Raw genomic sequence first — 18,204 nt, forward strand, 5'->3', positions numbered from 1 at the left:
CTGGTTTTGGGATTTGATCAGCCGCGCGTTGCCTCGATCAAGGAGGCAAATGCCTTGTCAGGCGACATGATCTGGTCGATCAGGCCGATTTCTCTGGCCCGAGCGAGATTGAGCGGACCATCGTAAAGCTCCGCTTCTGTTTCTAAAACTGTTTGCCTGTCGATACCTCGTCCCGCAGCAACATGATCAGCAAAGAGATCACGAACAGCATCAACGCTCGCCTGCCAGCTCTCACGAACAGTGTCGGGCAACTCTTGATACGGATTTCCATCAACCTTGCGAGCACCTGAATGGATCAAAGTAACTTTTAGTCCAACATCGGAGAACATTTTTGAGAAATCGCCATGCATGCGCACAACGCCGATGGACCCTACACTGCCGGTATTTGGAACTGTAATCACTTCCGCAGCACTAGATATCGCGAAAGCAGCACTGGCGGACAGATCACGCACAATGGCCATAATCGGCTTCTCGCCACGGGCCTGCCGGATAAACTCAACAAGCTCAAAGCAACCCGACACCATACCGCCTGGACTGCTGACATCCAGCGCAATGGCCCGTATATCCGGATCGGAAAGGGCTGCAAGAAACGCAAGGCGAATTCCGTTATATCCTGTGATCCAGGATGCACCATGGAACGGCAGGTCAGAAACAAGGAACCCATAAACACTGATAACAGCAACCCCGTCCATGGCAGTATAAAGACGTGAGGGCTGCCCCTCATCCAGCCAAACCAGCCCCGCGCTGTCGCGTGGAACCTTACCGATCATCTGGATTTTTTCAGCAAAGTCGCTGATCCGGTTTTCAAGCAACGAAACACAGCAGCCATTCAGCGATGCGAGCGTGAGTGTGTGGGCAGTCATGTGTCGCCCCCTTCCTTAGCATCGGACTTTGTGGATTCAGCAGAGCCGTCCTCGCTATCCTTTTCTGAGTTAGAGATACCTGGGTTTTTCAACGGCCCTTCAAGCTCTCGGCTCCGGAACGCCTCATTTTCCCGACCAAACTGGTCGAGGTTCTGTTCCCAGTCGCCGCCTTGTTGAGCTGTCTCCTGTTCCAGCGTGGTAAGTCTGGCACCCATCCGCAAAATTGCAGCCTGTGCTTCCTTGACTGGATCGATGTAGCCTCGCGCCGGTCCAATCCAGTCACCACGCATGTAACCGGCCGGCGCTTCATAAAAGCTTCGCGCATGTGCGGGCGCTTCGACGTACCCACGATCAAGTGCTTCTTCCAAAAAAGCCGCAAATATCAGATTTGCAGCACCAGCAATCAGCAAACCACGGAGACGATGAATTCCCCGCCAAATCTCATTAAGCGCCGCACGGGCGGACGAATAGTTGGTTTTCGTCCAGTCCATGGCAAGCTGCTCATAGGAGACCCCAAGAGACGCTGCCAAAGCCCGTAAAAACACCTCTTGGAAGGCAGGAAAACCCGATGTCTGTCTTGGTTGCGTGTTCAGATCAAGACGGTCAGACGGGAACATGTGAACAAACCTGCTCTCATCCATCGTCTTGTTGTTTTTGTAGAATTTTGCCCGCTCAGAGGTAAAGCTACCCCAATCGGTCACACCCTCTACCGGCTGGCTGCCCACCGCCTCAGCAGCGTATTCTGCACCCATCTGGGTGTAGATAGCACCGACAATAGAAGAATTGAGCGCAGCTGCGCGAAGCTCTGAGCGCGCATGATTGCGAAGCATCTTCTGCCCCGCCAAATTGCTGACCAGTCGAGAAATGCCGCGCGTTTGTCCTGCTCGGCGCTTGTCAAAGACATGCAAGACCTTTGGCCGTTGCCACGATCCAATCTGATCCCAGCGTGGGATGCGCTGCCAAGTGAAGGAATCGGATCCGTATTGAAATACGTCGCACGGGTGCGCCTTGCGAATGTGATAGGCAATCGGTGCTCCGTCACTGCTAAACTCAACACCACCTTTCAAAGTGGCCGTGTCCATTCGGTTGTCAGGATTGGAAAGACGATCCGGATCAACAACCTGAACCGCTGTTGCATAGTCACGGCCTGGTTCACTGATCCAGCGCAATACTGCCAGCGCTTCTCCGCCAACGAACTCTCTCGCTATCAAACCCATTTGTCCGACAAAGTTCAGCTGACGCTCCGCGTCACCACGAAAAATCGGATCTTCCGCCCAGGATTGCCAAGCTGTCTGTATGTCATTTCCGAGTTGATCCGCCTCTTCCTGAGTAATGCCAAGCAATTTGGCAGAAGGCTTGGAGTTCAGGCGGAACGTTCCTCCAACCAGCATATCGACCTGACGGTCGATGCCGGAGGACACCCAGGGGTCGTTGCGGTCAAGATCCCGAATGCGAGCAACTGCGCCATCACGATTAGGCAACCAGTCCGCGTCGGCAGATTGGAGTCCTGGCGACCAACCGGCAATACCCGGCTCTCGATCGCCAGTCGCCTCAAACGCTGAGCTTGTAGCAAGAGACACCGGGCGCGCCGATACGCCAGACGCGTCACCCGCACGAACCCTGATAACTGGCTTCACTGCTGACCTCCAAAGCGAGCCAAAACCGGACCTACGCCCGAAGACCTACCGGTCAGCTTGGCAAGTTCAATCTTCAACAACGCGATTTCCTGATTGATCTCGCTAAGGCTCGCCAATTGGTATTTGACGCCACCGCCCTGCGACCCGGTGATTTCAACGCGCTGCCTTCCAAGCAGCTGCTGCCGTTTTGCCGCCTCAAGGTCGGCAATCGTCTGTTCGATTTCTTCTCGGGTCATGGTGTCTAACGGTTCAGTTCCGCCAATGCTGAGAGCCCGTCATAAAGCGAGCTGGTTGCTCGCTCGGGTTTTTCAGATGTAACTTTTAGCTCTTTGCGTACAGGGGCCGCACTGACGACGCCGGTCGGCGTGTCACCAAACAAATCCGCTGGCTGGCGCGCCAAATCATTTAAGAACGCTGCCTGCTTTGCCCACCGCTCTTCAGGCCAATCCCAAAGGGACGCAAAATGTGTCAAAGCCCAGTTATAGACACGGCAATCAAACCAGTGGTTTGCTCCCCGCGCTCTCCACACTCGTTTCGGGCCATGCCGGCCTTTTTCGATTGCGACATATTCAGAAACGAGCTGCTTGAAATAGTCATCCTCGGTATTGGCTGGAAAATGGCAATAGCCGTTTGGAAAATCAGAACTTCCTTCTTTTGGGCCTCGGCTGAACAGCGTCATCAAGGTTGCCTTGATGCCATAGTTGCCAACAAGCCAAACCTTTGCTCCAAACGCCCGTGCTTTACCCGCCGATAGCCCGGTTTTCCGCACCTCAGGGTTTTCCGCACTGGCAATCGGCAGCTTCGTCCAGCCTTCAACACCGCGCACGTTGATTGCGTTGTGCCGACGACGTGTCCACTTATAGACCGCCTCAGAATGATATCCGCTGTCGACCCCGATCAGATCGTCCATAACACGTGTGCCAACAGCATGCACACACCCCTTATCGACAATCATGTCCAACCCGGACCAGGCACCTTCCATAGGAACGGACGTTTCACCAGGCAAAAACCCATAATCAATCGTCCAACTTTCCTTGTTTGGGCCCCAACCTACTCGCTCCCAATAAAGCCCGGTCGCCTGTACATCAACCGCCAGCGTAATATAGAGAACACCCGCAGGAGCAAAACCACGTTGCCAGTCACTCTCTCGCCGCGCAGAAAGCGCTTCCCAAGGAGGTGCATCTGTTTTGGCTTCATAGGCGTGACCAAGCGAAGTGTTGACAAACGGCTTTAACAATTCGGGATCATCACCCGCCTCGACTTCCTGCCGGGCAAGATCATCCCAGACCTCAAACACCGACATGAACCCGGTAATGTGGTAACCGGCGCGGTAGACATTCAACGGACGCTCGCGCCATGCCTGCGCCGCCTCAACCGAAATGCAACCCAGCGGCACTTCCCCGTGTTCGTCAGGCATTGTCGGTACCCAGCAAGCCCCGTTTTCGGCTGAAACCATGAAACGCTTGTCAGTTTCATAATGCCGTTCACCGCACGACCCACAGACCACGTGACATTTGAATGGAGCCTCGCGATTGTGCTGGACGTCCTTCCAGTCCCAGTCATTCAACATGCCACATGACTTGCAAGCCATGTAGTAACGTCGGCGATCGCTGTTCTCATACTTCCGGTCGATGTTCTCACCCTTCAGATGCGGCGTCGAAACATCGAGGGATTTGGAGAGCCCGAGAACCTTGTAGGTCTTCATCCGTTGCTCGGACAATTTGTCCGGGTCCCCTTCCCCGTCCGCATTGTCTGTCCAGGCCGACGTATCATCACGAATGATGTAACGAACTGAGTGCTGGCGAAGGGATGCAGCGGAGTTCGCGCCGCCGAACAACAAAAACCCGCCCCGGAAACGAAGTCGCTTCGAAGTCGAACCCTTGGTTTTCGCCTTCACCGGACGCACAACGCCACCTTTTTCCGGGTTAAGAACGTCGGTCGCCTCAATTGTCTCATTCAGCTTTTCTTCTTTCCAATCGAGAGCAGCCTGAATCGTTGCCTGAATGTACATGATAGGTGCTTGTGCCATGTGCATGATGAAACCGATCCAGTTTTCCGCAACAGCAGACCCACCGGACTGTGCGGCCTTCTTCAAAACAACCTCAGGGATTGGATCGTCAGGCGACAGGCGGTCCATAGGCTCGATAAGGTATGGCGCTGTGCTGTTACGCCACTTGCCCGGCATCGCTGCGCCTTCCGGAAAACGGCGATGCTCTTCTGCCCACTCAGAAATCAACATGCGTTTGTCGGGACGCAAGCCAGCAGCTGTCGAGCGATCGAGATCAGAAAGATTCTCAGAAAGCTGCGCCTGACTTTGTTCGCTAAGACCCTGCATCATCCGTATCGGCCTGATCGAATTCCTCTGCAAGCCCATCCAGTATTTTACGGATTTCGTCAGACAACATGGTGCGGATGGTCCGCGCATCTGGAGCGCTTGCCAAGGCGTCGGCACACACTGTCGGCAAACCCGTCAATCGATCGCGAACCTTCCGGAAGTTCTCGAACATACGAGCATCCGCGTCTTCCTTGCGAACAATATTGCCGATCAACTCTTCATATTCGAGCCGGGCCCGTTCAGCCTCAACAACAGCACGCTTGGCCTTCGCCTCATTGTACGAAGCCTGCGAAGAATTCTTGACAATACCCTGCTCTTCTCTTGCCGACTTGGTTTCAAGAGCCAGACCCGAAACATTGACCTCAGGGTTACGCAGCCCCTGTGCCGGGTCAGTAGCATTACCCACTAACTGCAAAAATTTCGCAGCATGAACGCGGCGTTCGCGCCCGACCTGGCGTACCTCCAAAACCCCATCGGCTTCAAAGGCCTTTACACGCTTTGAAATCGCCTGCTTCGAAACGCCAAGCATGCGCGCGACATCCGCAAGCGATTGCCAAGTTTCCGTTTCAAGACCTGCTGTTTCGTCTGTCAACTTTAGTCAACCCGTCACGCCCCAAACCGTCAACCAAGTCAACTTGGTCAACCCTGCGAAAATTCGATCCATCTTCCCAAGACACGCGCTCAGTCCCCCCGCATTGCCTCAGGCCCCAGCAAGGACCCAAACCCCAAAAAGGCCCGCATGAAGCGATCCAGTTGCGATATGTCTTGAAATTTCCCATAAGAACCCATAGCGCCAACTCCACCTAACCGGTGTTTTATCGTTGGCTGGGTTCCCCGCTTCGGTCACTTATTAGCGTCTGGCCTTGCGCCAGCATCAAGTCCGAAGGATCCAGTGAGTCGTCCTGCAAACCTAGATACGCTTAAACGACCAGATCGTCAACTGTGGTCTTGATGCGGGTTTTACGACCAAAAAGCGAAAACTCGCCATAAACCGTCTCTGCATCCGGTTTATAGGCCGTAACGGTCATTTTAAACTTGGCAAATACCCCTTTTGGTAAAAGCAGAGACTGACCAACCTTGATGAACGTTCCATCGGCAATTCGCTCACCAGTATCCAACTGCTTGATCAAGGCTACCATTTCGTGAGCAGCAATGAGATAGGGACTTCCAGCGCTATCCAGAGACAGCACACCTTCCACACCATCGCATTCGCGAACAGTGGACCAATCCTGACCAGCCTGACGATCAATTCCAGCGAACAAATAGCGGGTAAACATCGGCTTGTTTACGACAATCGTCTTCTTTGAACGTGGCTGAACCCGCTCGATCCGCTCTTCCGGCAAATGAGCCACCACGCCCTGATTGATCAAACCTGCAAAAGCGCGTCGTTCACATTGCGGATTGGCATAGACCACACCCCATTCCAGAGGATAGCCACGCACCAGAGCCTTCAAAAGCTCCACCTGCGGGTTCAGCTTCTTCTTCTGCTTTTCGCCAAGTTTGCTCATGTTCGCCGCTTTCCATATTGCTTTGTCGATCAAATGCCCAGCCCTCAGGCTGACATTGCCGCCTGCACCTTGCCCATGATTGCCTGTCGTTTGCCCTCAATACCGCTGACCAAAAGAGCTATCATGCGACTGGGCGCTTTCTCAGCCTTCGCCGCTTCCAACTTCTGGTCGACGCGACGAGCAGCATCAATCAGCTCACCCCTTTCAACGGAATCAGGAAGGCAGTGATGCTCCTGCACAAACTCGATCAGCCCGACATACCAGCCCTCGGTAAGTGCTCCTTCCAGAAGTTCGCCCCCATCAGCCCGAATTTTTGAAATCGCCCACTCAACCGACATTCTCGGCGCAACTCCGCCGCGCTCTACCTCTCGCGGCCTATCCGCCGCAAGCCGCCGTGCGCACGCTGTCTCGCAAGCCTTGATCGCCGAGGCAATGGCAGGCCATGTCTGCGTGTCTGCCGTTTCGAGAAACCAGTCTGCCGCAGCCTTCAGGTCCGCATCGTCAAACCGGGAGAGCTTGCCCCGCAGAAGCTTAAAATATTCATCCATGGAGGCACCGGGAGCCCTTTTGAAGATCGCCTGCAAAGGGGTGATAAAGTGTTTGAAAACATCGCATTGGCTCATGTCACCTGACCTCCAAATACCCGTTGTAGAGCTGCATTGCATTCGTCCGCTGCTTCGTCGCGGTACCCGCTTCCAGCGCGGTTGCCAGAGGGAGTGAAAGCTTGTTTGCCTTGAGAAACATCGCCGCCATTCTGCGACATTCGCGCAGCATCCAGCCGCGCCTGTCGATTGCGCGAAATCGCCTTGGTGAAGTAACTCAGCGAACCGGGCGGCTCGTTTCGACGTGATGAGACATCGGCTATCGTCGGCAGAACATCGAGATCAAAATCAAACCCGGCAGCATCCCACTGGGCGAGGATTGCGAAATCACCACGCCAACCCGGATCATCGAAGGCAATTCCCATCGCCCGGCAAACCCGCCTTCCCCGCTCAACAATCGGAGCGACAGGCGTCTGCGGTTCTGCCTTCGCCTCATCCCGTGAAACAGGCGTCCGTGAACCACCCTCTTGCTGGTCGTCTGGTGCGGGCGCACGCGCGACCACCCCACCTATTCGTTTATCTTGGGTCGTTAACATTGGTGCGCATCCCTGGGTGCGCAGGGCCTGCGGCATGGGTGCCGCAGGGGGGGCGGCATCGGTGCCGCAGGGGTGCGCATTTATGCGCAGGGGTGTTTCACGGGAGTGAGGCTTATTTTCGGGCTCTGAAACAGCCTCTTTTGGACCCACATATTCGTCGTCTTCGCGGTCGAATATCACACGATAATCATGCGCCGCCGACGCCCCTGATGAGCGCTCATTTGGCCGATGCTGGACGTAACCAGCGTCATAGAGCCGCTCCAGCGAACGCTGAATGGTCCGCCTGTCGCAACCCATCTCTGCAGCCATTTTCACCTGAGACCGACAGCACCAGCCAAGATTGTCAGTGTGCCGACCAAGCAGACACAACACCTTTAGGTCTCGCCCCTGCAGTCGATTGTCCGTCGCAGCCATGGCCGGAATGATGGAAAACCTCTGGCGAACCACACTCATGCCTCCACCTCGCTCATGGCGCACAGCCGGATCGTTGTGTACTCGTGAATCCCGCCCTGCAGGCTGATGAAGCCAAGCCCCATCAGCCGCATGAAACACACATGCACAACCAGCACTGCCAAACCGAGATCAGACGCCAAAGCAGTCAGAGACACGCAAAGCGGCCTGTCAGGAACGTGTTTTTGCGCCAGATAAAGCAGCACAGCCCGAAGCGCTGGATCATGATCAAGTGGCTGGGATATCGCCCAGTCCATCGCAGGTGCGCTCATCGGCTACCTCCCGCGCCAGACTGGCGTGTAGGCATGGTGAATCGGATATTGGAGCGGATCGCAAGAACCGTGACGCCGTTGGTGCGCTCTCGGTCGATCTCGGCAGGGACAATCTCTAAGTTCACCGTGATCCCGCGCCGGGCCCAATAGGCGCGAATATGCGCCGCGCAGTCCTCGTTCAGCTGCCGCTCGGCTTTACTGTTCGTCATGCGGCAAACCCCTCTTCCAAAACCTGCCCGCCCCACAGGGCTGCCATCGCGTCGGCAATGCCGGGAAAGAACCGTGATCGCTCCTTCGCCCGGTTCGGTCCGGGCGGCATGCGAAACACCCGCTCCCACTGCTTGTATTCTGCGGTCCCCTTGTCAGGAGGCGTGAGCCTGTTGGTCGGTTCCAGCTTCTTCAGGTTCTTCAGATAAAGCCCGGTTGCCTTGAAAAACGGATCGCCAAACCACCATGGCTGAACGATTTGCGCTGGCAGCTCATAGCCACGGATCAGCGCCTTTGCGTGCTTGTGCATGATCGGGTTTTCAATAGCGATCCGTTCAATCGGCGCGTTCCAGAAGTCCGAAAACAGCGCCGCACCAACTTCCAGTTCAGCCCGCATGTCTTCAAGTGTCTTGCCCTTCGGAGGGCTGGTAAGCCACCTGACCCCGGAATTGCACAGCCGTGTGCAGGGCGGATGGGCGACCATCAAGAGGTCCCAGCCATCATTCAGCAAATCGCGGGCATCACCCACAATATGGCGATTACTACCATCCTCGGATGGCAACAGGTCACACGACCAGGCATCGTGACCGTATTTGAGAAACGCGTTGCGAACCGTGCCGGAAAATTCGCAGGCAACGAGAACGCGGAGAGGAGCCTGTTTCATGCCGCCACCTCGCTCAGTACGGTGTCGACATTGGCCTTGATGACCTCAAATGAGACGGCGATTACCCAAGGGTTGGCGTCCCAAGCGTAGATACCGGCGTTGCGGTCACCATTGAGGCTGTCCCATAGACACTCGAAAGCGGTTTTCGCATTCCCAAAGGTATTTTTGACCATTAGGTGGCGTAGTGGATCGGAGATATCACCCCAAGGGTATTTGGCCTGACTTTCCACCCATGCACAAACGCCCTCTGCCTTTGCGTCTTTTTCGCTGATGTCCTGCAACCGCTGCACCCTGACATCGGTCACTTTCAGGGTGATACGGGATGCCCAACGTGGCATGTGCATTCCGGGGCGGTAACGCCCAAAAATAGGTGTGATTTCTCTTACCCGGCATTTGCACCGTTCACCATTCGCTGAGAGTGAACGCCAAGTGCCGTCCGCAAGATACAGAACCCCGGCACCCGAGACATCGTTCACTGGCAGTTCGCTTGGTTTCACCTTGTCCAGGCAGGCAAATGTTTTCCAAGCTTCGCGGACGTAGAGGAGGTCGCCAACCTGATAAGGCAAAACTTCCAGCAACGCGTCATGTCGCAGATCGTTCCATAGCAATCGTTTGTCGCGGAACTGCCAGTCATATCCGCGCGTGTCCGAGGGGCCGAACTCGGTAATAGGACCGAACCTCAATAGCCTGTTCATCACCCTGCGCGTTTGGGTCTTTCTGTCCTCCAAAAGTCCGATAACCATGGAGCCAGTGAAAAGGGCATCGCGAACTCTCATGACGCACCCCCCAGATCGGGCATGCCGTCATGCAGAACACCATCGAGTAGACGTCCGGACGCCTTTTTGCCCCTGCGATCAACCCGAACAACCCGCTCGCCATGGAAGCCATGGCCACCTTCAAGGTTCAGCCAGCGCCCCTTTGGGGTTCGCCTCTTGATTTCGCTGCAATGTCCCCAATCCGGATCTTCAACGTCCCGGTCGAAAACCGTGGACCAACCGCCCCACTGCTTGAAGAAAAACGCGACAGCCGCTGCCTCGCACTGGTCACGAATGGACCGCACCCAATCAGGGTGCATAGGCCGAGCCTTGCGCCCGCTCTCTCCGCCGACAATGACCCAGGAAACAAACCCGCATAAATCAACGTTCGTGCGGCCATTCGCAGTTGCTCGCACGTTCGTCGCCCACGGGACAGTCCCCCCCGGCATCCATATCTTGCCGCTCATTGCGTCCTGATAGCTCGGGACACCATCCACAGGCACACCATATGGGACTGCCGTCAGATCGACCGGGCCCAACAAAGGCTCCGCACTCAGGAACCGGACCGCCGCAGGCGTCTTGAGGAGATACGGAATCCGCGTATCCGCCGTCGCCTGATCTTCAATCGACACACCAAGCCAGACGTTGGGCAGCGGCCAAGTTTTGTTGATCAAACTCGGTTCTTCTGAATTTCCAAAACCTTCAAGAACCTTTCCTGCCCTTTTCGGGTCGATATGACGTGCCGCTTCAGCAACATCACAATCACGGTTCTCAGCCAGCAGGTAATCCCGCATCCGTTCAGGGCGTTTCGTCAAAACCTGATAGGTGTGGTGCGGCGTCAACGCCATGACAGCAAAAACCTTGTCGATCACCTCATCGGGTACCCCCTCATGAAAGAGGTCCGAGTGAGCGCAGACAAAAATCCGCCTTGGTTTCCTCCAGCCCATAGGCTGGTATAGCCAGTCCCGGTTGACCCGGATTTCCCCCGTAAACTTGGCAACGCCATCTGCATTCTTGCGCGCAAGACCTTCGCGGGACGGATGGTTTTTCAGTCTTGTCGCCGCCAGTTCCGCCGCATAGCAATTTCGGCACCCTTCCGAGACAAGAGTGCAACCCGTAACAGGATTCCAGGTCGCATCGGTCCATTCGATTTGAGAGGTTTCAGCCATCAGTCGCCCCCCGGCCCGGCCATGCCGAGCGCAGCCATGTAGAGGTCGTAGACCGCCGCCTGTTCCTCACGCTCATGCGGTTGCTTGCGCAGATCGCGGATCACCATTTTCAGAATTTTTGTGTCAAAGCCCTCGCCCTTGGCTTCCTTGTAAATGTCGGCCTTGTCGTCATTGATCACCCTGATCTCTTCTTCCAGCCGTTGGACGCGCTCTACAAATGCGCGCAATTGATCACCGGCAACTCCACCTGGGTCGCTCATGGTCAGGCTCCTATGGCTTGGTTGGAAAACAGCGGACCGGCGTTAAGGTCCGTTTTGGCATTTCTGCGCGCACGCTCATCGGGCCCCATAAAGCACTGCTCTATGCGCTCCCCTGCGATCCGTGCGTATTCCGGATTAATCTCGATCAGTTGCGCCTGGCATCCATGCGCCAGCGCAGCGATTGCCGTGGTGCCGGCCCCTCCAAAAGGATCGAGAACAACTCCACCCTTCGGACAGCCTGCTTTGACACAACGTTGCGCCAATGCGAGAGGGAAGGTAGCGAAATGCGCGCCGGGGAATGGAGAGGTGGCTATTTTCCAGACATCTGGCTGTGCTGCCTCAGGTTCCCAATTGCGAAGATTGCGACCCGGATAGTCTGCGTTATGCCTAGCCTCAAATTCGGAAAGCGAGTGAGGGCGAGAATTTGGCGGGCTGGCACTGCTGTTGGTGTCTTTGCTCCGGCTACCACGATTGTGTTTGATTGTATCGTGCGCACCCGGCCCAGATGCCCAACCTGCCACAGTGTGTTTCGAGACCTTGTGCTGCCCTTGGCGCACGGCATTGGCGTCGTAGAAATACTTCGCGGATTTTGACAGCAGGAAAATCTTTTCGTGCGCAGTGGCGGGCCTATCTCGGATACTTTCGGGCATCGGGTTCGGTTTGGCCCAAATGATCTCGGAGCGCACCCACCAACCAGCTTCCTGCAGCGCTATCGCCAGTCGGTTCGGGATCATGCAGAGGTCTTTTGGCTTTAATACACCCTGAACAGTAGAAAACGGCTTATCCCGGAATGTCCGGTTGTCGTTGCCTTCCGCTTTTGTGTCAGCGGCACTGCGCCCGTTCGGACTGGATGCGTAGCAATCGCCGTAGTTCAGCCAGAGAGTTCCCGTTGGTTTCAGGACGCGCCGAACTTCTTCGAAAACCGCAACCATGAGCGCAATATGTTCGGCGAGCGTCGGCTCCAACCCGATCTGGCCTTCAACGCCGTAGTCCCGCAAACCCCAATAGGGCGGCGAGGTAACAACACAGTCGACACTCTCACCGGGAAGCGTTGCCAGCATTTCCAGCACATCTCCCACATGCAGAGCGACCTTGCCGTCAACAAACTGCAAAACATCACTCATTCCCCGCCCTCCGGTTCACCCTGCTCTTCCTTGCGGAAAACCCGCTCAGCACAGGCCGAGCAATAGGTCTCTCCCTGCTCCGTTTGGTTGCCGCAAAACCGCTTTTCAGTCGGGGCAACAACACCCGACCCCCAAAGCGGAAACCGGCATTGCTGCGCCTTGACTTGAAAAATGTTCGGACGTTTCACCGGCGCTGCAGGCTCAACAGAAGGTGTAAGGCGCGGCACAGGCCGTAGCTTCACCACTTTGCCAGCACCGCCCGCCTCACGTGCGCGTGCACGAGGCGCTTTGCTTTTCGCAGCGCGGCCCGCGCCCGCGCGCGCCGCCACAACTGCCGGGTTTGTCGAAAGAGAAAACCGGCGAACGATCAACCGCACATGCTGCAGACCAACAGAGCCATAAATCACAGCCAAGGCATCAGCCGCACCGGCCAAATCCAGCCCGCGCACCAGCTGATCAAAAACAGCATCCCGCTTTTGCGCATCACTCAGTGCCGCCCAGCTCAGATCATGGGTGTCAGACAAGCTCATGAGCGCACCTCGCTTCCCACGGGTTGCATTTCACGCCGCTGCACGCCTATCTGTTCGATACTGCTTTTGAACTGATTTATTGGAGAGTTTTGATCATGCGTTACGTCGCACTTGCTGCTGTCTGCATACCCCTGTTCACACCGCCTGCTGTGGCGCTGAACGAACTTGAACAAAAGGCTGACGCCGTTTTCAAATCGCTGGAGATGGCTTTTGAAGACAAAGTCGAGACAGTAGGCAAATACCCCTGCTATCAGGACAATTATTGCCAAGGCGAAATCAATAACGTGATCGTCAACGTCTGGGGGCTCGGGATCGTTGACGTCCTTCCCGCACACAATGTGCCTTTTGAGGACTATATGCTCGCCTGCACCGCCGCCCTTTCCGGACTTGGCAACACCCCGCCTAAAGACACCCTCAATTTGCTGATTGAGTATTTTAACGCCGCCTCCCAAACCGGAAAGGCAGAAGGGAAATACTGGGGAACCGATGTTAAGGTCAGCGCTAATTACGAAGGCACTTTGGAGTGCCGTTTTTTCAAGTAATTGCATCACCAGCGCCCTCCACTTTCCGGCAAAGGCCCGAAATCGCGCGCGCCTTGTGCGTGCACGCGTGAGGCATCTGCCAAAGCATCCGCGCCAGACCGCGCAAAAAGGCCCAAGAGCCGCTCAAAAAATTGCGCACTGATCATCATTCGGCAGCCTCCGCCGTTGCGGCCACCTGGTCGGCGTAAAGCCGAAGCACCACAAGTGCCTCGATAGCCCTTTGAAGTTTTTCGATAATTTGCTGGTCTGCGATTTCCTGTGCTGTGACTTGCTCACCCGCATTCAGCGCGCGGCAAATCGCGTCCGCTGCCGCTGTAGTGCCACTAACAGCATCCAGAATGCCGGAGGTCCAAGTTGTCGGTCCCAAGGACTGTTTGGGAAGCGACACAAAGGCCCCATTCACCATGCGGCAAAGCGTGCGGATCAGGCTGTCATCATCAGAATCAAGACAAAGATCGAGAACCACATCGATCGGCGCATGATCATTCGGGTTGCTGTTGGAGCCGTAGCGCGAAAGCGCGGGCTGCCCGACCCGTGTGGCCTCCGCCGCACACTCACCGCCACCGCATTTGCGAACCAGCTTGCGAAACGCCGCTTTCAGTTGCGCCCGCTCTATGTCTGAGGATGGGCGAAGGGTCACCGAATAATTTCCTTGTTTTTATTCGGTGACTTACAAGGAGGGTTGCCAGATAGTCTCCCTACTTCGACCCGCTGCTCCGGAGTCAAAGCAATTTCCTCTATAGAGAGTGGGTCGCCGAGCAGCATGCTTTGAACAAGGATTGCATAATGGTGTTTTTGCGGGATAGCGCCACCAGAGCCACCAGCTTCGCGAGGAACGCGCCACCGCTTTACTGTGTGTTGATTCAATCCCAACGCCTGAGCAGTCTTTTTCAGCCCATGAAGACGTGCAATAATTGTGGAGGCAGGTTCCATGTCTAATACCGATTTGTGCGTTTTTCACACAAACACTGCAAAATTTGTCGTAAATAGTCAAATCAATAATAAAGAATTATGTGCGTTTTTAGGCCAAGACAGCCTTGACAAGCATGTGCATAATTCGACCATGTCTACGACTAAAACAAATTCGATTATAGCCGATTGGTTGACGAAATCTCTTACTAAGGCCGGGATGACGCAATCTCAGCTAGCTCGAGAAGTCGGCCTTACATCCCAGAAAATTAATCGCACAATTCATGGTAGCCGCGAGATGACTGCGGAAGAAATCATTAGAATTTCCCATGTCTTAAGAGCCCCTATCCCGTCGCTGCCCGGCTCCACTCCACTCCACAACACTTCCTCCCCCGTCGCGCCCGGTTCTGTGTCAACCGAGATTAATGATGCCGACTTTGACAAGGTCCTCGACGCGGTTTTGCGTGCGGCCAAAAAGGTCGAGCAAGATGATTATGATGGAAATATGCCAATTAAGGACTATGTCGCAGCTGTGACTATTGGCCTGAAAAGCCATAGAAAATAACAAAAAAGTTTAGAATTTCATTCTCATAATAACCCCATATTTACTAAAATAATAAATCTATGGAGCTTGAGTGGTGTATACATACCAAGGCACGAAGATAGATTTACCCCCTGAGGAAGAAGACTTCTTCGAGCTTCTTCGACTTGCTTTTATACTGGACGAAATCCACATTGTCGAATGGGAGTGCTTCAGACAACACAGTCACATGGACCTTTTGAAATTGTCAAAAGACGAAAGGAAAGCGATTTACGACAGCTGTCGCGACCCCCTTGTTCGGTCGCTTATGGCGCGCAATGCTACTAATTTGATTATGGAATTTTTAAAATGAGAGATTTTATCGAAAAACACACAATTGAAACAGTCCAAAATGGCTTAATTGACACTACTGCAAAAGATCTTTTAGCGTTTTGGCTTAGAGAACGAAGAAACCCACGTGCACTATCTTTACTCGCCCCTTTGGCAGACAACCTTCTCTTAACAGCCGGAACCGCCGAACAAGGTAATAGCCCTCAAATCATCATGGTTGGGTCACAGACAATGTTCAGCGCAATTGTCCCGCACGCAGCTTTGCCTGAAGAAGAACCCTCAACATATCTCGATGGAGACTTTCGGAATTCTGTACACGTGGGCTACCATTTAGCTATCTCTGGCGAACCTGTAATCGAAACAATATCAACTACATGTCGACCATACGGCCAGCCAATTCAAATCACATACGATCGGTTGATCCTGCCATGGCGAATGCGCAGCGGACATCTGAACTTAACCACGTATGTCAAGCCGCTGGAAATTTTGCCGCAAAATGATCTAACCAATCTAGGCACTGACTATAACTGTTCCGAGCCAACACTAAATCGTCGTCAATTGACGACGGAGGATTTTCCCAACGAATACCGACAGGCTCGACTGTAGAAAAGCCATAAGCCAGGGGATAGCGCTTACTCCATGCGCTTGGTCGAACCCAGCAATACATCCAGTCCGGCTCCCATTTATGCAATGCCGCCAACATTATCAATGGCGCTACTCGTTCATGAATGCGTTTACCTCGGCACTGTTGCCGCACCCATAAATCCCCAAGATAAGCTACTCTACCACTAATCTGACTCTGGAAACGCGGCTGATCATTTGAAGCCAGCGCCCTCCCATCGCAGATAGCCGGGTAACAACGCTTCCAGTACTTTCTAAGGTGCGTCTGCAGGGATTGCTTTCCCAAATTATCGACCCTAGCAGCAGCGATGCATATACATGCGCCATCAGCGTCTAATACAGCCGCCCAGAAACCACTTTCTGGTGTGTATGTATTAAAGACTGTGTTGAAATGCTCTGTTAATTCACCCTTGTCGGTATCCGACAACATTTTCTCAAGCTCTTCGAAATCAGACCCTAACCGAAACACATAACCGAGCTTAGTTATTTCGCGCTCCAATCCCGAAAATGCACGGGAAAACAGCATCGGGTTAACCCACTCGACGCGATCAAAATTCGTTTCCAATTGCTCTTCCTCCTTAAAATGGTCTTTTTTCACACATTTTATATTGACTATATTGTGCGTTTATCGCACATTTTGTGTGAGGCGCGGTTGTCGCGTTAGTAGCTTAACCGAACACATGAGGACAGCGGAGCAATGTGTGCGTTAACCGCCTGCAATGAGCTTTGCGTTTCGGAATCCAAGGTCACAAGCGCAACTTCAAATGCTAATTTCTTTTCCATTTTTTGGAATGGAGATTTTTCAATGACCGTTAGCACCCAAAACGCCCTGCATGCACTCGATAACCTGGTAGCCGCATTAAAAGCAGACGGACTGGACCGTTTTGCCATCATGGCGGAGAGCGCCCGCAAATGCACGGCGGGAATCACCGCTCAACACGCACTGATGGTTCAAATCAAGGACATCCAAAACGTCCTGATCAAAACGGGTGAAACAAGGGGGCGAAAAATTGACGAGTTCCAACTCACGCCCCTTGCCCTGCCCGGCCACAAAGCAAACGCCACGGACCGTATTGTCTTTGGCGACGAAGAAACAATTGAGCACCTGCGCAACGAGCTGACCGAACTGGCACGTCTGCGCCGGGAAAAGGAGCCGAAATGGACACCGTAATCTACCTGCTCTTAGTTGGTGTGGGAGCTTTCTTATTCACATTGGGTTTCTTGATGTCGCTGCTCGTGCTGGCCGATCTGGTGATGAACGGACCTCTGACAGTCGGCACACACCCTTTCGGCCTGCCACTCAAGTCCAAATACCCATGCAGCTCAACCTCCGAAACAGCCTTCCTCTCCTCCCGGGCCGTTGAGGACAAACGAGCTGCCCCTTGCCGCCATGCCACACCTCCCTGCATGGCGGCACTTTCCACCGCAATGCGCGAGGCAAAATCATGACTGAATTTCTCGACGCTCTTTTGAACCGGCCCTTCTATTTGGGCTGCAGCCCACAACTCCAATACCGAAATCCGGCAACAGCCTATTCGGTTTGCCTGATGGCGCTGGTTTTCATCATCGAACGCGGCATCTGACCAACCGGCAAGCATCTTCTTTCCTAAGTCTGAGTTTCAGAACCACACGCAATAGCCAAAGGGATCGCTCCCATGCATGACGCCCACCTCATTCTTTCATGCCGCAAAACCGGCGAATGGTGGAAAGTGCGAAACACAAGCGAAGCCATGCGCCTCGCCCGCACCAAGGGCCTGGTTGATTTCGAAATCGGAGAAGCACAGTGACTGAGCAAGAACTGAAAATTGCCGAACTCGAAGCCCGGATTGAAAAGCTGGAACAGCACGCTAAGGGACGAGAGCGAGCGGGTAACTTTTCGGACCCGCTCAATCAGGTCGGAGAAAGCCCACCCCCTCATTCATCGAATGAATTCAAAGTGCAAACAGCAAAGAAATCGACCTCAGCGAAAACAGAGCACGATCAAGATGAAGCAGCAGATGCCGTACACTCAGCTATATCGAAGGTGTTTCACCCCTCTTCATCCAAATCACTTTGAATTTGCAATAAAGAGCAAGTCACGAATGACAGACTCCCCCCGAGCCTCGAAGACCCTTGTACCAAATCCGGTTTTTTCGTTCTCATCGAACGCATATAGAGCCTCTTCCATAAGGTTTTGCCACTTAACCGTGTCTGCTGTCGTCATGCCTTTAAGGTTCTTTATTTCCTTCAAGGCGAGCCCAACCGCGCACTCCAAAACAAATAGTGTGGCGTTGACTTGCTGCTCGCGCTTTGTGGTCAATTGGGGTCCAGCCACGCGCTTACTCCTTCTGTTCGTGGTTAGAAAGGGGT

28 protein-coding genes are annotated in these 18,204 nt (G+C 54.2%); 7 read left to right on the forward strand and 21 right to left on the reverse strand.

What is annotated here, in order from left to right:
• Positions 1-17 precede the first annotated feature (17 nt).
• The 16 genes from TRICHSKD4_RS04515 to TRICHSKD4_RS04590 all read right to left on the reverse strand — a co-directional run bounded on the left by TRICHSKD4_RS04515 (position 18) and on the right by TRICHSKD4_RS04590 (position 12,912).
• Entirely contained in the window at positions 18-863 is an 846-nt protein-coding gene (locus TRICHSKD4_RS04515) for a S49 family peptidase (RefSeq protein ID WP_009466257.1), read from the reverse strand.
• Positions 860-2,500, reverse strand: coding sequence for a phage portal protein (locus TRICHSKD4_RS04520; RefSeq protein ID WP_009466258.1), 1,641 nt, complete (start codon positions 2,498-2,500; stop codon positions 860-862). The genes TRICHSKD4_RS04515 and TRICHSKD4_RS04520 overlap by 4 nt, the downstream gene beginning before the upstream one ends.
• A complete protein-coding gene (locus TRICHSKD4_RS04525; RefSeq protein ID WP_009466259.1) occupies positions 2,497-2,736 on the reverse strand; it encodes a hypothetical protein in 240 nt (79 codons plus the stop codon). The genes TRICHSKD4_RS04520 and TRICHSKD4_RS04525 overlap by 4 nt, the downstream gene beginning before the upstream one ends.
• Before the next feature lie 5 nt (positions 2,737-2,741).
• Positions 2,742-4,838, reverse strand: a complete 2,097-nt coding sequence (locus TRICHSKD4_RS04530; RefSeq protein ID WP_168156974.1) for a phage terminase large subunit family protein — start codon at positions 4,836-4,838, stop codon at positions 2,742-2,744.
• Positions 4,822-5,427 (reverse strand): helix-turn-helix domain-containing protein, encoded by a 606-nt coding sequence (locus TRICHSKD4_RS04535; RefSeq protein WP_040616164.1) that lies wholly within the window; start codon positions 5,425-5,427, stop codon positions 4,822-4,824. The genes TRICHSKD4_RS04530 and TRICHSKD4_RS04535 overlap by 17 nt, the downstream gene beginning before the upstream one ends.
• 328 nt (positions 5,428-5,755) lie before the next feature.
• Positions 5,756-6,343 carry a transcription termination/antitermination NusG family protein gene (locus TRICHSKD4_RS04540; protein WP_040616166.1) on the reverse strand — a complete coding sequence of 196 codons (588 nt, stop codon included), beginning with the start codon at positions 6,341-6,343 and terminating at the stop codon, positions 5,756-5,758.
• A gap of 44 nt (positions 6,344-6,387) precedes the next feature.
• Positions 6,388-6,891: a hypothetical protein gene (locus TRICHSKD4_RS04545; RefSeq protein ID WP_208992991.1), complete on the reverse strand. Its 504-nt coding sequence runs from the start codon at positions 6,889-6,891 to the stop codon at positions 6,388-6,390.
• A gap of 71 nt (positions 6,892-6,962) precedes the next feature.
• Positions 6,963-7,934 (reverse strand): helix-turn-helix domain-containing protein, encoded by a 972-nt coding sequence (locus TRICHSKD4_RS27935; RefSeq protein ID WP_083782719.1) that lies wholly within the window; start codon positions 7,932-7,934, stop codon positions 6,963-6,965.
• Positions 7,931-8,203, reverse strand: a complete 273-nt coding sequence (locus TRICHSKD4_RS04555; RefSeq protein ID WP_009466265.1) for a hypothetical protein — start codon at positions 8,201-8,203, stop codon at positions 7,931-7,933. Before TRICHSKD4_RS04555 ends, TRICHSKD4_RS27935 begins: the two co-directional genes overlap by 4 nt.
• Positions 8,200-8,412 carry a hypothetical protein gene (locus tag TRICHSKD4_RS04560; protein WP_009466266.1) on the reverse strand — a complete coding sequence of 71 codons (213 nt, stop codon included), beginning with the start codon at positions 8,410-8,412 and terminating at the stop codon, positions 8,200-8,202. Before TRICHSKD4_RS04560 ends, TRICHSKD4_RS04555 begins: the two co-directional genes overlap by 4 nt.
• Entirely contained in the window at positions 8,409-9,074 is a 666-nt protein-coding gene (locus TRICHSKD4_RS04565; protein WP_009466267.1) for a hypothetical protein, read from the reverse strand. The genes TRICHSKD4_RS04560 and TRICHSKD4_RS04565 overlap by 4 nt, the downstream gene beginning before the upstream one ends.
• The gene (locus tag TRICHSKD4_RS04570) at positions 9,071-9,850 is read right to left on the reverse strand and encodes a hypothetical protein (protein WP_009466268.1); all 780 of its coding nucleotides are present in this window, start codon (positions 9,848-9,850) and stop codon (positions 9,071-9,073) included. The genes TRICHSKD4_RS04565 and TRICHSKD4_RS04570 overlap by 4 nt, the downstream gene beginning before the upstream one ends.
• A complete protein-coding gene (locus TRICHSKD4_RS04575) occupies positions 9,847-10,998 on the reverse strand; it encodes a DUF5131 family protein (protein WP_009466269.1) in 1,152 nt (383 codons plus the stop codon). The genes TRICHSKD4_RS04570 and TRICHSKD4_RS04575 overlap by 4 nt, the downstream gene beginning before the upstream one ends.
• Entirely contained in the window at positions 10,998-11,258 is a 261-nt protein-coding gene (locus tag TRICHSKD4_RS04580) for a DUF2312 domain-containing protein (RefSeq protein ID WP_009466270.1), read from the reverse strand. Before TRICHSKD4_RS04580 ends, TRICHSKD4_RS04575 begins: the two co-directional genes overlap by 1 nt.
• A 2-nt stretch (positions 11,259-11,260) precedes the next feature.
• Entirely contained in the window at positions 11,261-12,382 is a 1,122-nt protein-coding gene (locus TRICHSKD4_RS04585) for a site-specific DNA-methyltransferase (RefSeq protein WP_009466271.1), read from the reverse strand.
• The gene (locus TRICHSKD4_RS04590; protein WP_009466272.1) at positions 12,379-12,912 is read right to left on the reverse strand and encodes a GcrA family cell cycle regulator; all 534 of its coding nucleotides are present in this window, start codon (positions 12,910-12,912) and stop codon (positions 12,379-12,381) included. The genes TRICHSKD4_RS04585 and TRICHSKD4_RS04590 overlap by 4 nt, the downstream gene beginning before the upstream one ends.
• A 95-nt stretch (positions 12,913-13,007) precedes the next feature.
• Between TRICHSKD4_RS04590 and TRICHSKD4_RS04595 the strand changes: the two genes are divergently transcribed.
• A complete protein-coding gene (locus TRICHSKD4_RS04595; protein ID WP_009466273.1) occupies positions 13,008-13,454 on the forward strand; it encodes a hypothetical protein in 447 nt (148 codons plus the stop codon).
• 5 nt (positions 13,455-13,459) lie between these two features.
• Here the strand turns inward: TRICHSKD4_RS04595 and TRICHSKD4_RS30575 are convergent, their stop codons facing one another.
• From TRICHSKD4_RS30575 to TRICHSKD4_RS04605, 3 genes are read right to left on the reverse strand one after another with little or no spacing between them, the layout of a single operon-like run.
• Positions 13,460-13,603 (reverse strand): hypothetical protein, encoded by a 144-nt coding sequence (locus tag TRICHSKD4_RS30575; protein ID WP_009466274.1) that lies wholly within the window; start codon positions 13,601-13,603, stop codon positions 13,460-13,462.
• Complete coding sequence (locus TRICHSKD4_RS04600; RefSeq protein ID WP_009466275.1) at positions 13,600-14,094, reverse strand: phage regulatory CII family protein; 495 nt, start codon at positions 14,092-14,094, stop codon at positions 13,600-13,602. Before TRICHSKD4_RS04600 ends, TRICHSKD4_RS30575 begins: the two co-directional genes overlap by 4 nt.
• Positions 14,091-14,387, reverse strand: a complete 297-nt coding sequence (locus TRICHSKD4_RS04605) for a hypothetical protein (RefSeq protein ID WP_009466276.1) — start codon at positions 14,385-14,387, stop codon at positions 14,091-14,093. The genes TRICHSKD4_RS04600 and TRICHSKD4_RS04605 overlap by 4 nt, the downstream gene beginning before the upstream one ends.
• Here TRICHSKD4_RS04605 and TRICHSKD4_RS04610 point away from each other — a divergent pair.
• Positions 14,386-14,928: a helix-turn-helix transcriptional regulator gene (locus tag TRICHSKD4_RS04610; protein WP_040616170.1), complete on the forward strand. Its 543-nt coding sequence runs from the start codon at positions 14,386-14,388 to the stop codon at positions 14,926-14,928. The genes TRICHSKD4_RS04605 and TRICHSKD4_RS04610 overlap by 2 nt on opposite strands.
• A 775-nt stretch (positions 14,929-15,703) precedes the next feature.
• Here TRICHSKD4_RS04610 and TRICHSKD4_RS04620 read toward each other — a convergent pair.
• Entirely contained in the window at positions 15,704-16,420 is a 717-nt protein-coding gene (locus TRICHSKD4_RS04620) for a hypothetical protein (RefSeq protein WP_208992992.1), read from the reverse strand.
• A 240-nt stretch (positions 16,421-16,660) separates the two neighbouring features.
• Between TRICHSKD4_RS04620 and TRICHSKD4_RS04625 the strand changes: the two genes are divergently transcribed.
• From TRICHSKD4_RS04625 to TRICHSKD4_RS04635, 5 genes are all read left to right on the forward strand, one after another.
• Positions 16,661-17,026, forward strand: a complete 366-nt coding sequence (locus TRICHSKD4_RS04625) for a hypothetical protein (protein ID WP_009466279.1) — start codon at positions 16,661-16,663, stop codon at positions 17,024-17,026.
• Positions 17,014-17,304 carry a hypothetical protein gene (locus TRICHSKD4_RS04630; RefSeq protein ID WP_040616178.1) on the forward strand — a complete coding sequence of 97 codons (291 nt, stop codon included), beginning with the start codon at positions 17,014-17,016 and terminating at the stop codon, positions 17,302-17,304. The genes TRICHSKD4_RS04625 and TRICHSKD4_RS04630 overlap by 13 nt, the downstream gene beginning before the upstream one ends.
• The gene (locus TRICHSKD4_RS30580; RefSeq protein WP_009466281.1) at positions 17,301-17,438 is read left to right on the forward strand and encodes a hypothetical protein; all 138 of its coding nucleotides are present in this window, start codon (positions 17,301-17,303) and stop codon (positions 17,436-17,438) included. The genes TRICHSKD4_RS04630 and TRICHSKD4_RS30580 overlap by 4 nt, the downstream gene beginning before the upstream one ends.
• A gap of 72 nt (positions 17,439-17,510) precedes the next feature.
• The gene (locus TRICHSKD4_RS31990; RefSeq protein ID WP_009466282.1) at positions 17,511-17,642 is read left to right on the forward strand and encodes a hypothetical protein; all 132 of its coding nucleotides are present in this window, start codon (positions 17,511-17,513) and stop codon (positions 17,640-17,642) included.
• Entirely contained in the window at positions 17,639-17,911 is a 273-nt protein-coding gene (locus TRICHSKD4_RS04635; protein WP_009466283.1) for a hypothetical protein, read from the forward strand. Before TRICHSKD4_RS31990 ends, TRICHSKD4_RS04635 begins: the two co-directional genes overlap by 4 nt.
• Here the strand turns inward: TRICHSKD4_RS04635 and TRICHSKD4_RS04640 are convergent.
• Complete coding sequence (locus TRICHSKD4_RS04640) at positions 17,903-18,169, reverse strand: hypothetical protein (protein ID WP_009466284.1); 267 nt, start codon at positions 18,167-18,169, stop codon at positions 17,903-17,905. The two genes, TRICHSKD4_RS04635 and TRICHSKD4_RS04640, sit on opposite strands and share 9 nt — an antisense overlap.
• Between the last annotated feature and the right edge of the window lie 35 nt (positions 18,170-18,204).

Origin of the sequence: Roseibium sp. TrichSKD4, assembly GCF_000148725.1 — a bacterium.
GTDB lineage: Bacteria > Pseudomonadota > Alphaproteobacteria > Rhizobiales > Stappiaceae > Roseibium.

Excerpts from the sequence above, each read along its gene's own strand:
- TRICHSKD4_RS04555 (WP_009466265.1), bottom strand. The coding sequence starts at position 8,203 with ATGAGCGCACCTGCGATGGACTGGGCGATATCCCAGCCACTTGATCAT.
- TRICHSKD4_RS04570 (WP_009466268.1), bottom strand. The coding sequence starts at position 9,850 with ATGAGAGTTCGCGATGCCCTTTTCACTGGCTCCATGGTTATCGGACTT.
- TRICHSKD4_RS04625 (WP_009466279.1), top strand. The coding sequence starts at position 16,661 with ATGACCGTTAGCACCCAAAACGCCCTGCATGCACTCGATAACCTGGTA.
- TRICHSKD4_RS04590 (WP_009466272.1), bottom strand. The coding sequence starts at position 12,912 with ATGAGCTTGTCTGACACCCATGATCTGAGCTGGGCGGCACTGAGTGAT.
- TRICHSKD4_RS04585 (WP_009466271.1), bottom strand. The coding sequence starts at position 12,382 with ATGAGTGATGTTTTGCAGTTTGTTGACGGCAAGGTCGCTCTGCATGTG.
- TRICHSKD4_RS04610 (WP_040616170.1), top strand. The coding sequence starts at position 14,386 with ATGTCTAATACCGATTTGTGCGTTTTTCACACAAACACTGCAAAATTT.
- TRICHSKD4_RS27935 (WP_083782719.1), bottom strand. The coding sequence starts at position 7,934 with ATGAGTGTGGTTCGCCAGAGGTTTTCCATCATTCCGGCCATGGCTGCG.
- TRICHSKD4_RS04515 (WP_009466257.1), bottom strand. The coding sequence starts at position 863 with ATGACTGCCCACACACTCACGCTCGCATCGCTGAATGGCTGCTGTGTT.
- TRICHSKD4_RS04525 (WP_009466259.1), bottom strand. The coding sequence starts at position 2,736 with ATGACCCGAGAAGAAATCGAACAGACGATTGCCGACCTTGAGGCGGCA.
- TRICHSKD4_RS04605 (WP_009466276.1), bottom strand. The coding sequence starts at position 14,387 with ATGGAACCTGCCTCCACAATTATTGCACGTCTTCATGGGCTGAAAAAG.
- TRICHSKD4_RS04540 (WP_040616166.1), bottom strand. The coding sequence starts at position 6,343 with ATGAGCAAACTTGGCGAAAAGCAGAAGAAGAAGCTGAACCCGCAGGTG.
- TRICHSKD4_RS31990 (WP_009466282.1), top strand. The coding sequence starts at position 17,511 with ATGCATGACGCCCACCTCATTCTTTCATGCCGCAAAACCGGCGAATGG.
- TRICHSKD4_RS04545 (WP_208992991.1), bottom strand. The coding sequence starts at position 6,891 with ATGGATGAATATTTTAAGCTTCTGCGGGGCAAGCTCTCCCGGTTTGAC.
- TRICHSKD4_RS04595 (WP_009466273.1), top strand. The coding sequence starts at position 13,008 with ATGCGTTACGTCGCACTTGCTGCTGTCTGCATACCCCTGTTCACACCG.
- TRICHSKD4_RS04565 (WP_009466267.1), bottom strand. The coding sequence starts at position 9,074 with ATGAAACAGGCTCCTCTCCGCGTTCTCGTTGCCTGCGAATTTTCCGGC.
- TRICHSKD4_RS04580 (WP_009466270.1), bottom strand. The coding sequence starts at position 11,258 with ATGAGCGACCCAGGTGGAGTTGCCGGTGATCAATTGCGCGCATTTGTA.
- TRICHSKD4_RS04530 (WP_168156974.1), bottom strand. The coding sequence starts at position 4,838 with ATGATGCAGGGTCTTAGCGAACAAAGTCAGGCGCAGCTTTCTGAGAAT.
- TRICHSKD4_RS04560 (WP_009466266.1), bottom strand. The coding sequence starts at position 8,412 with ATGACGAACAGTAAAGCCGAGCGGCAGCTGAACGAGGACTGCGCGGCG.
- TRICHSKD4_RS04630 (WP_040616178.1), top strand. The coding sequence starts at position 17,014 with ATGGACACCGTAATCTACCTGCTCTTAGTTGGTGTGGGAGCTTTCTTA.
- TRICHSKD4_RS04575 (WP_009466269.1), bottom strand. The coding sequence starts at position 10,998 with ATGGCTGAAACCTCTCAAATCGAATGGACCGATGCGACCTGGAATCCT.
- TRICHSKD4_RS30580 (WP_009466281.1), top strand. The coding sequence starts at position 17,301 with ATGACTGAATTTCTCGACGCTCTTTTGAACCGGCCCTTCTATTTGGGC.
- TRICHSKD4_RS30575 (WP_009466274.1), bottom strand. The coding sequence starts at position 13,603 with ATGATGATCAGTGCGCAATTTTTTGAGCGGCTCTTGGGCCTTTTTGCG.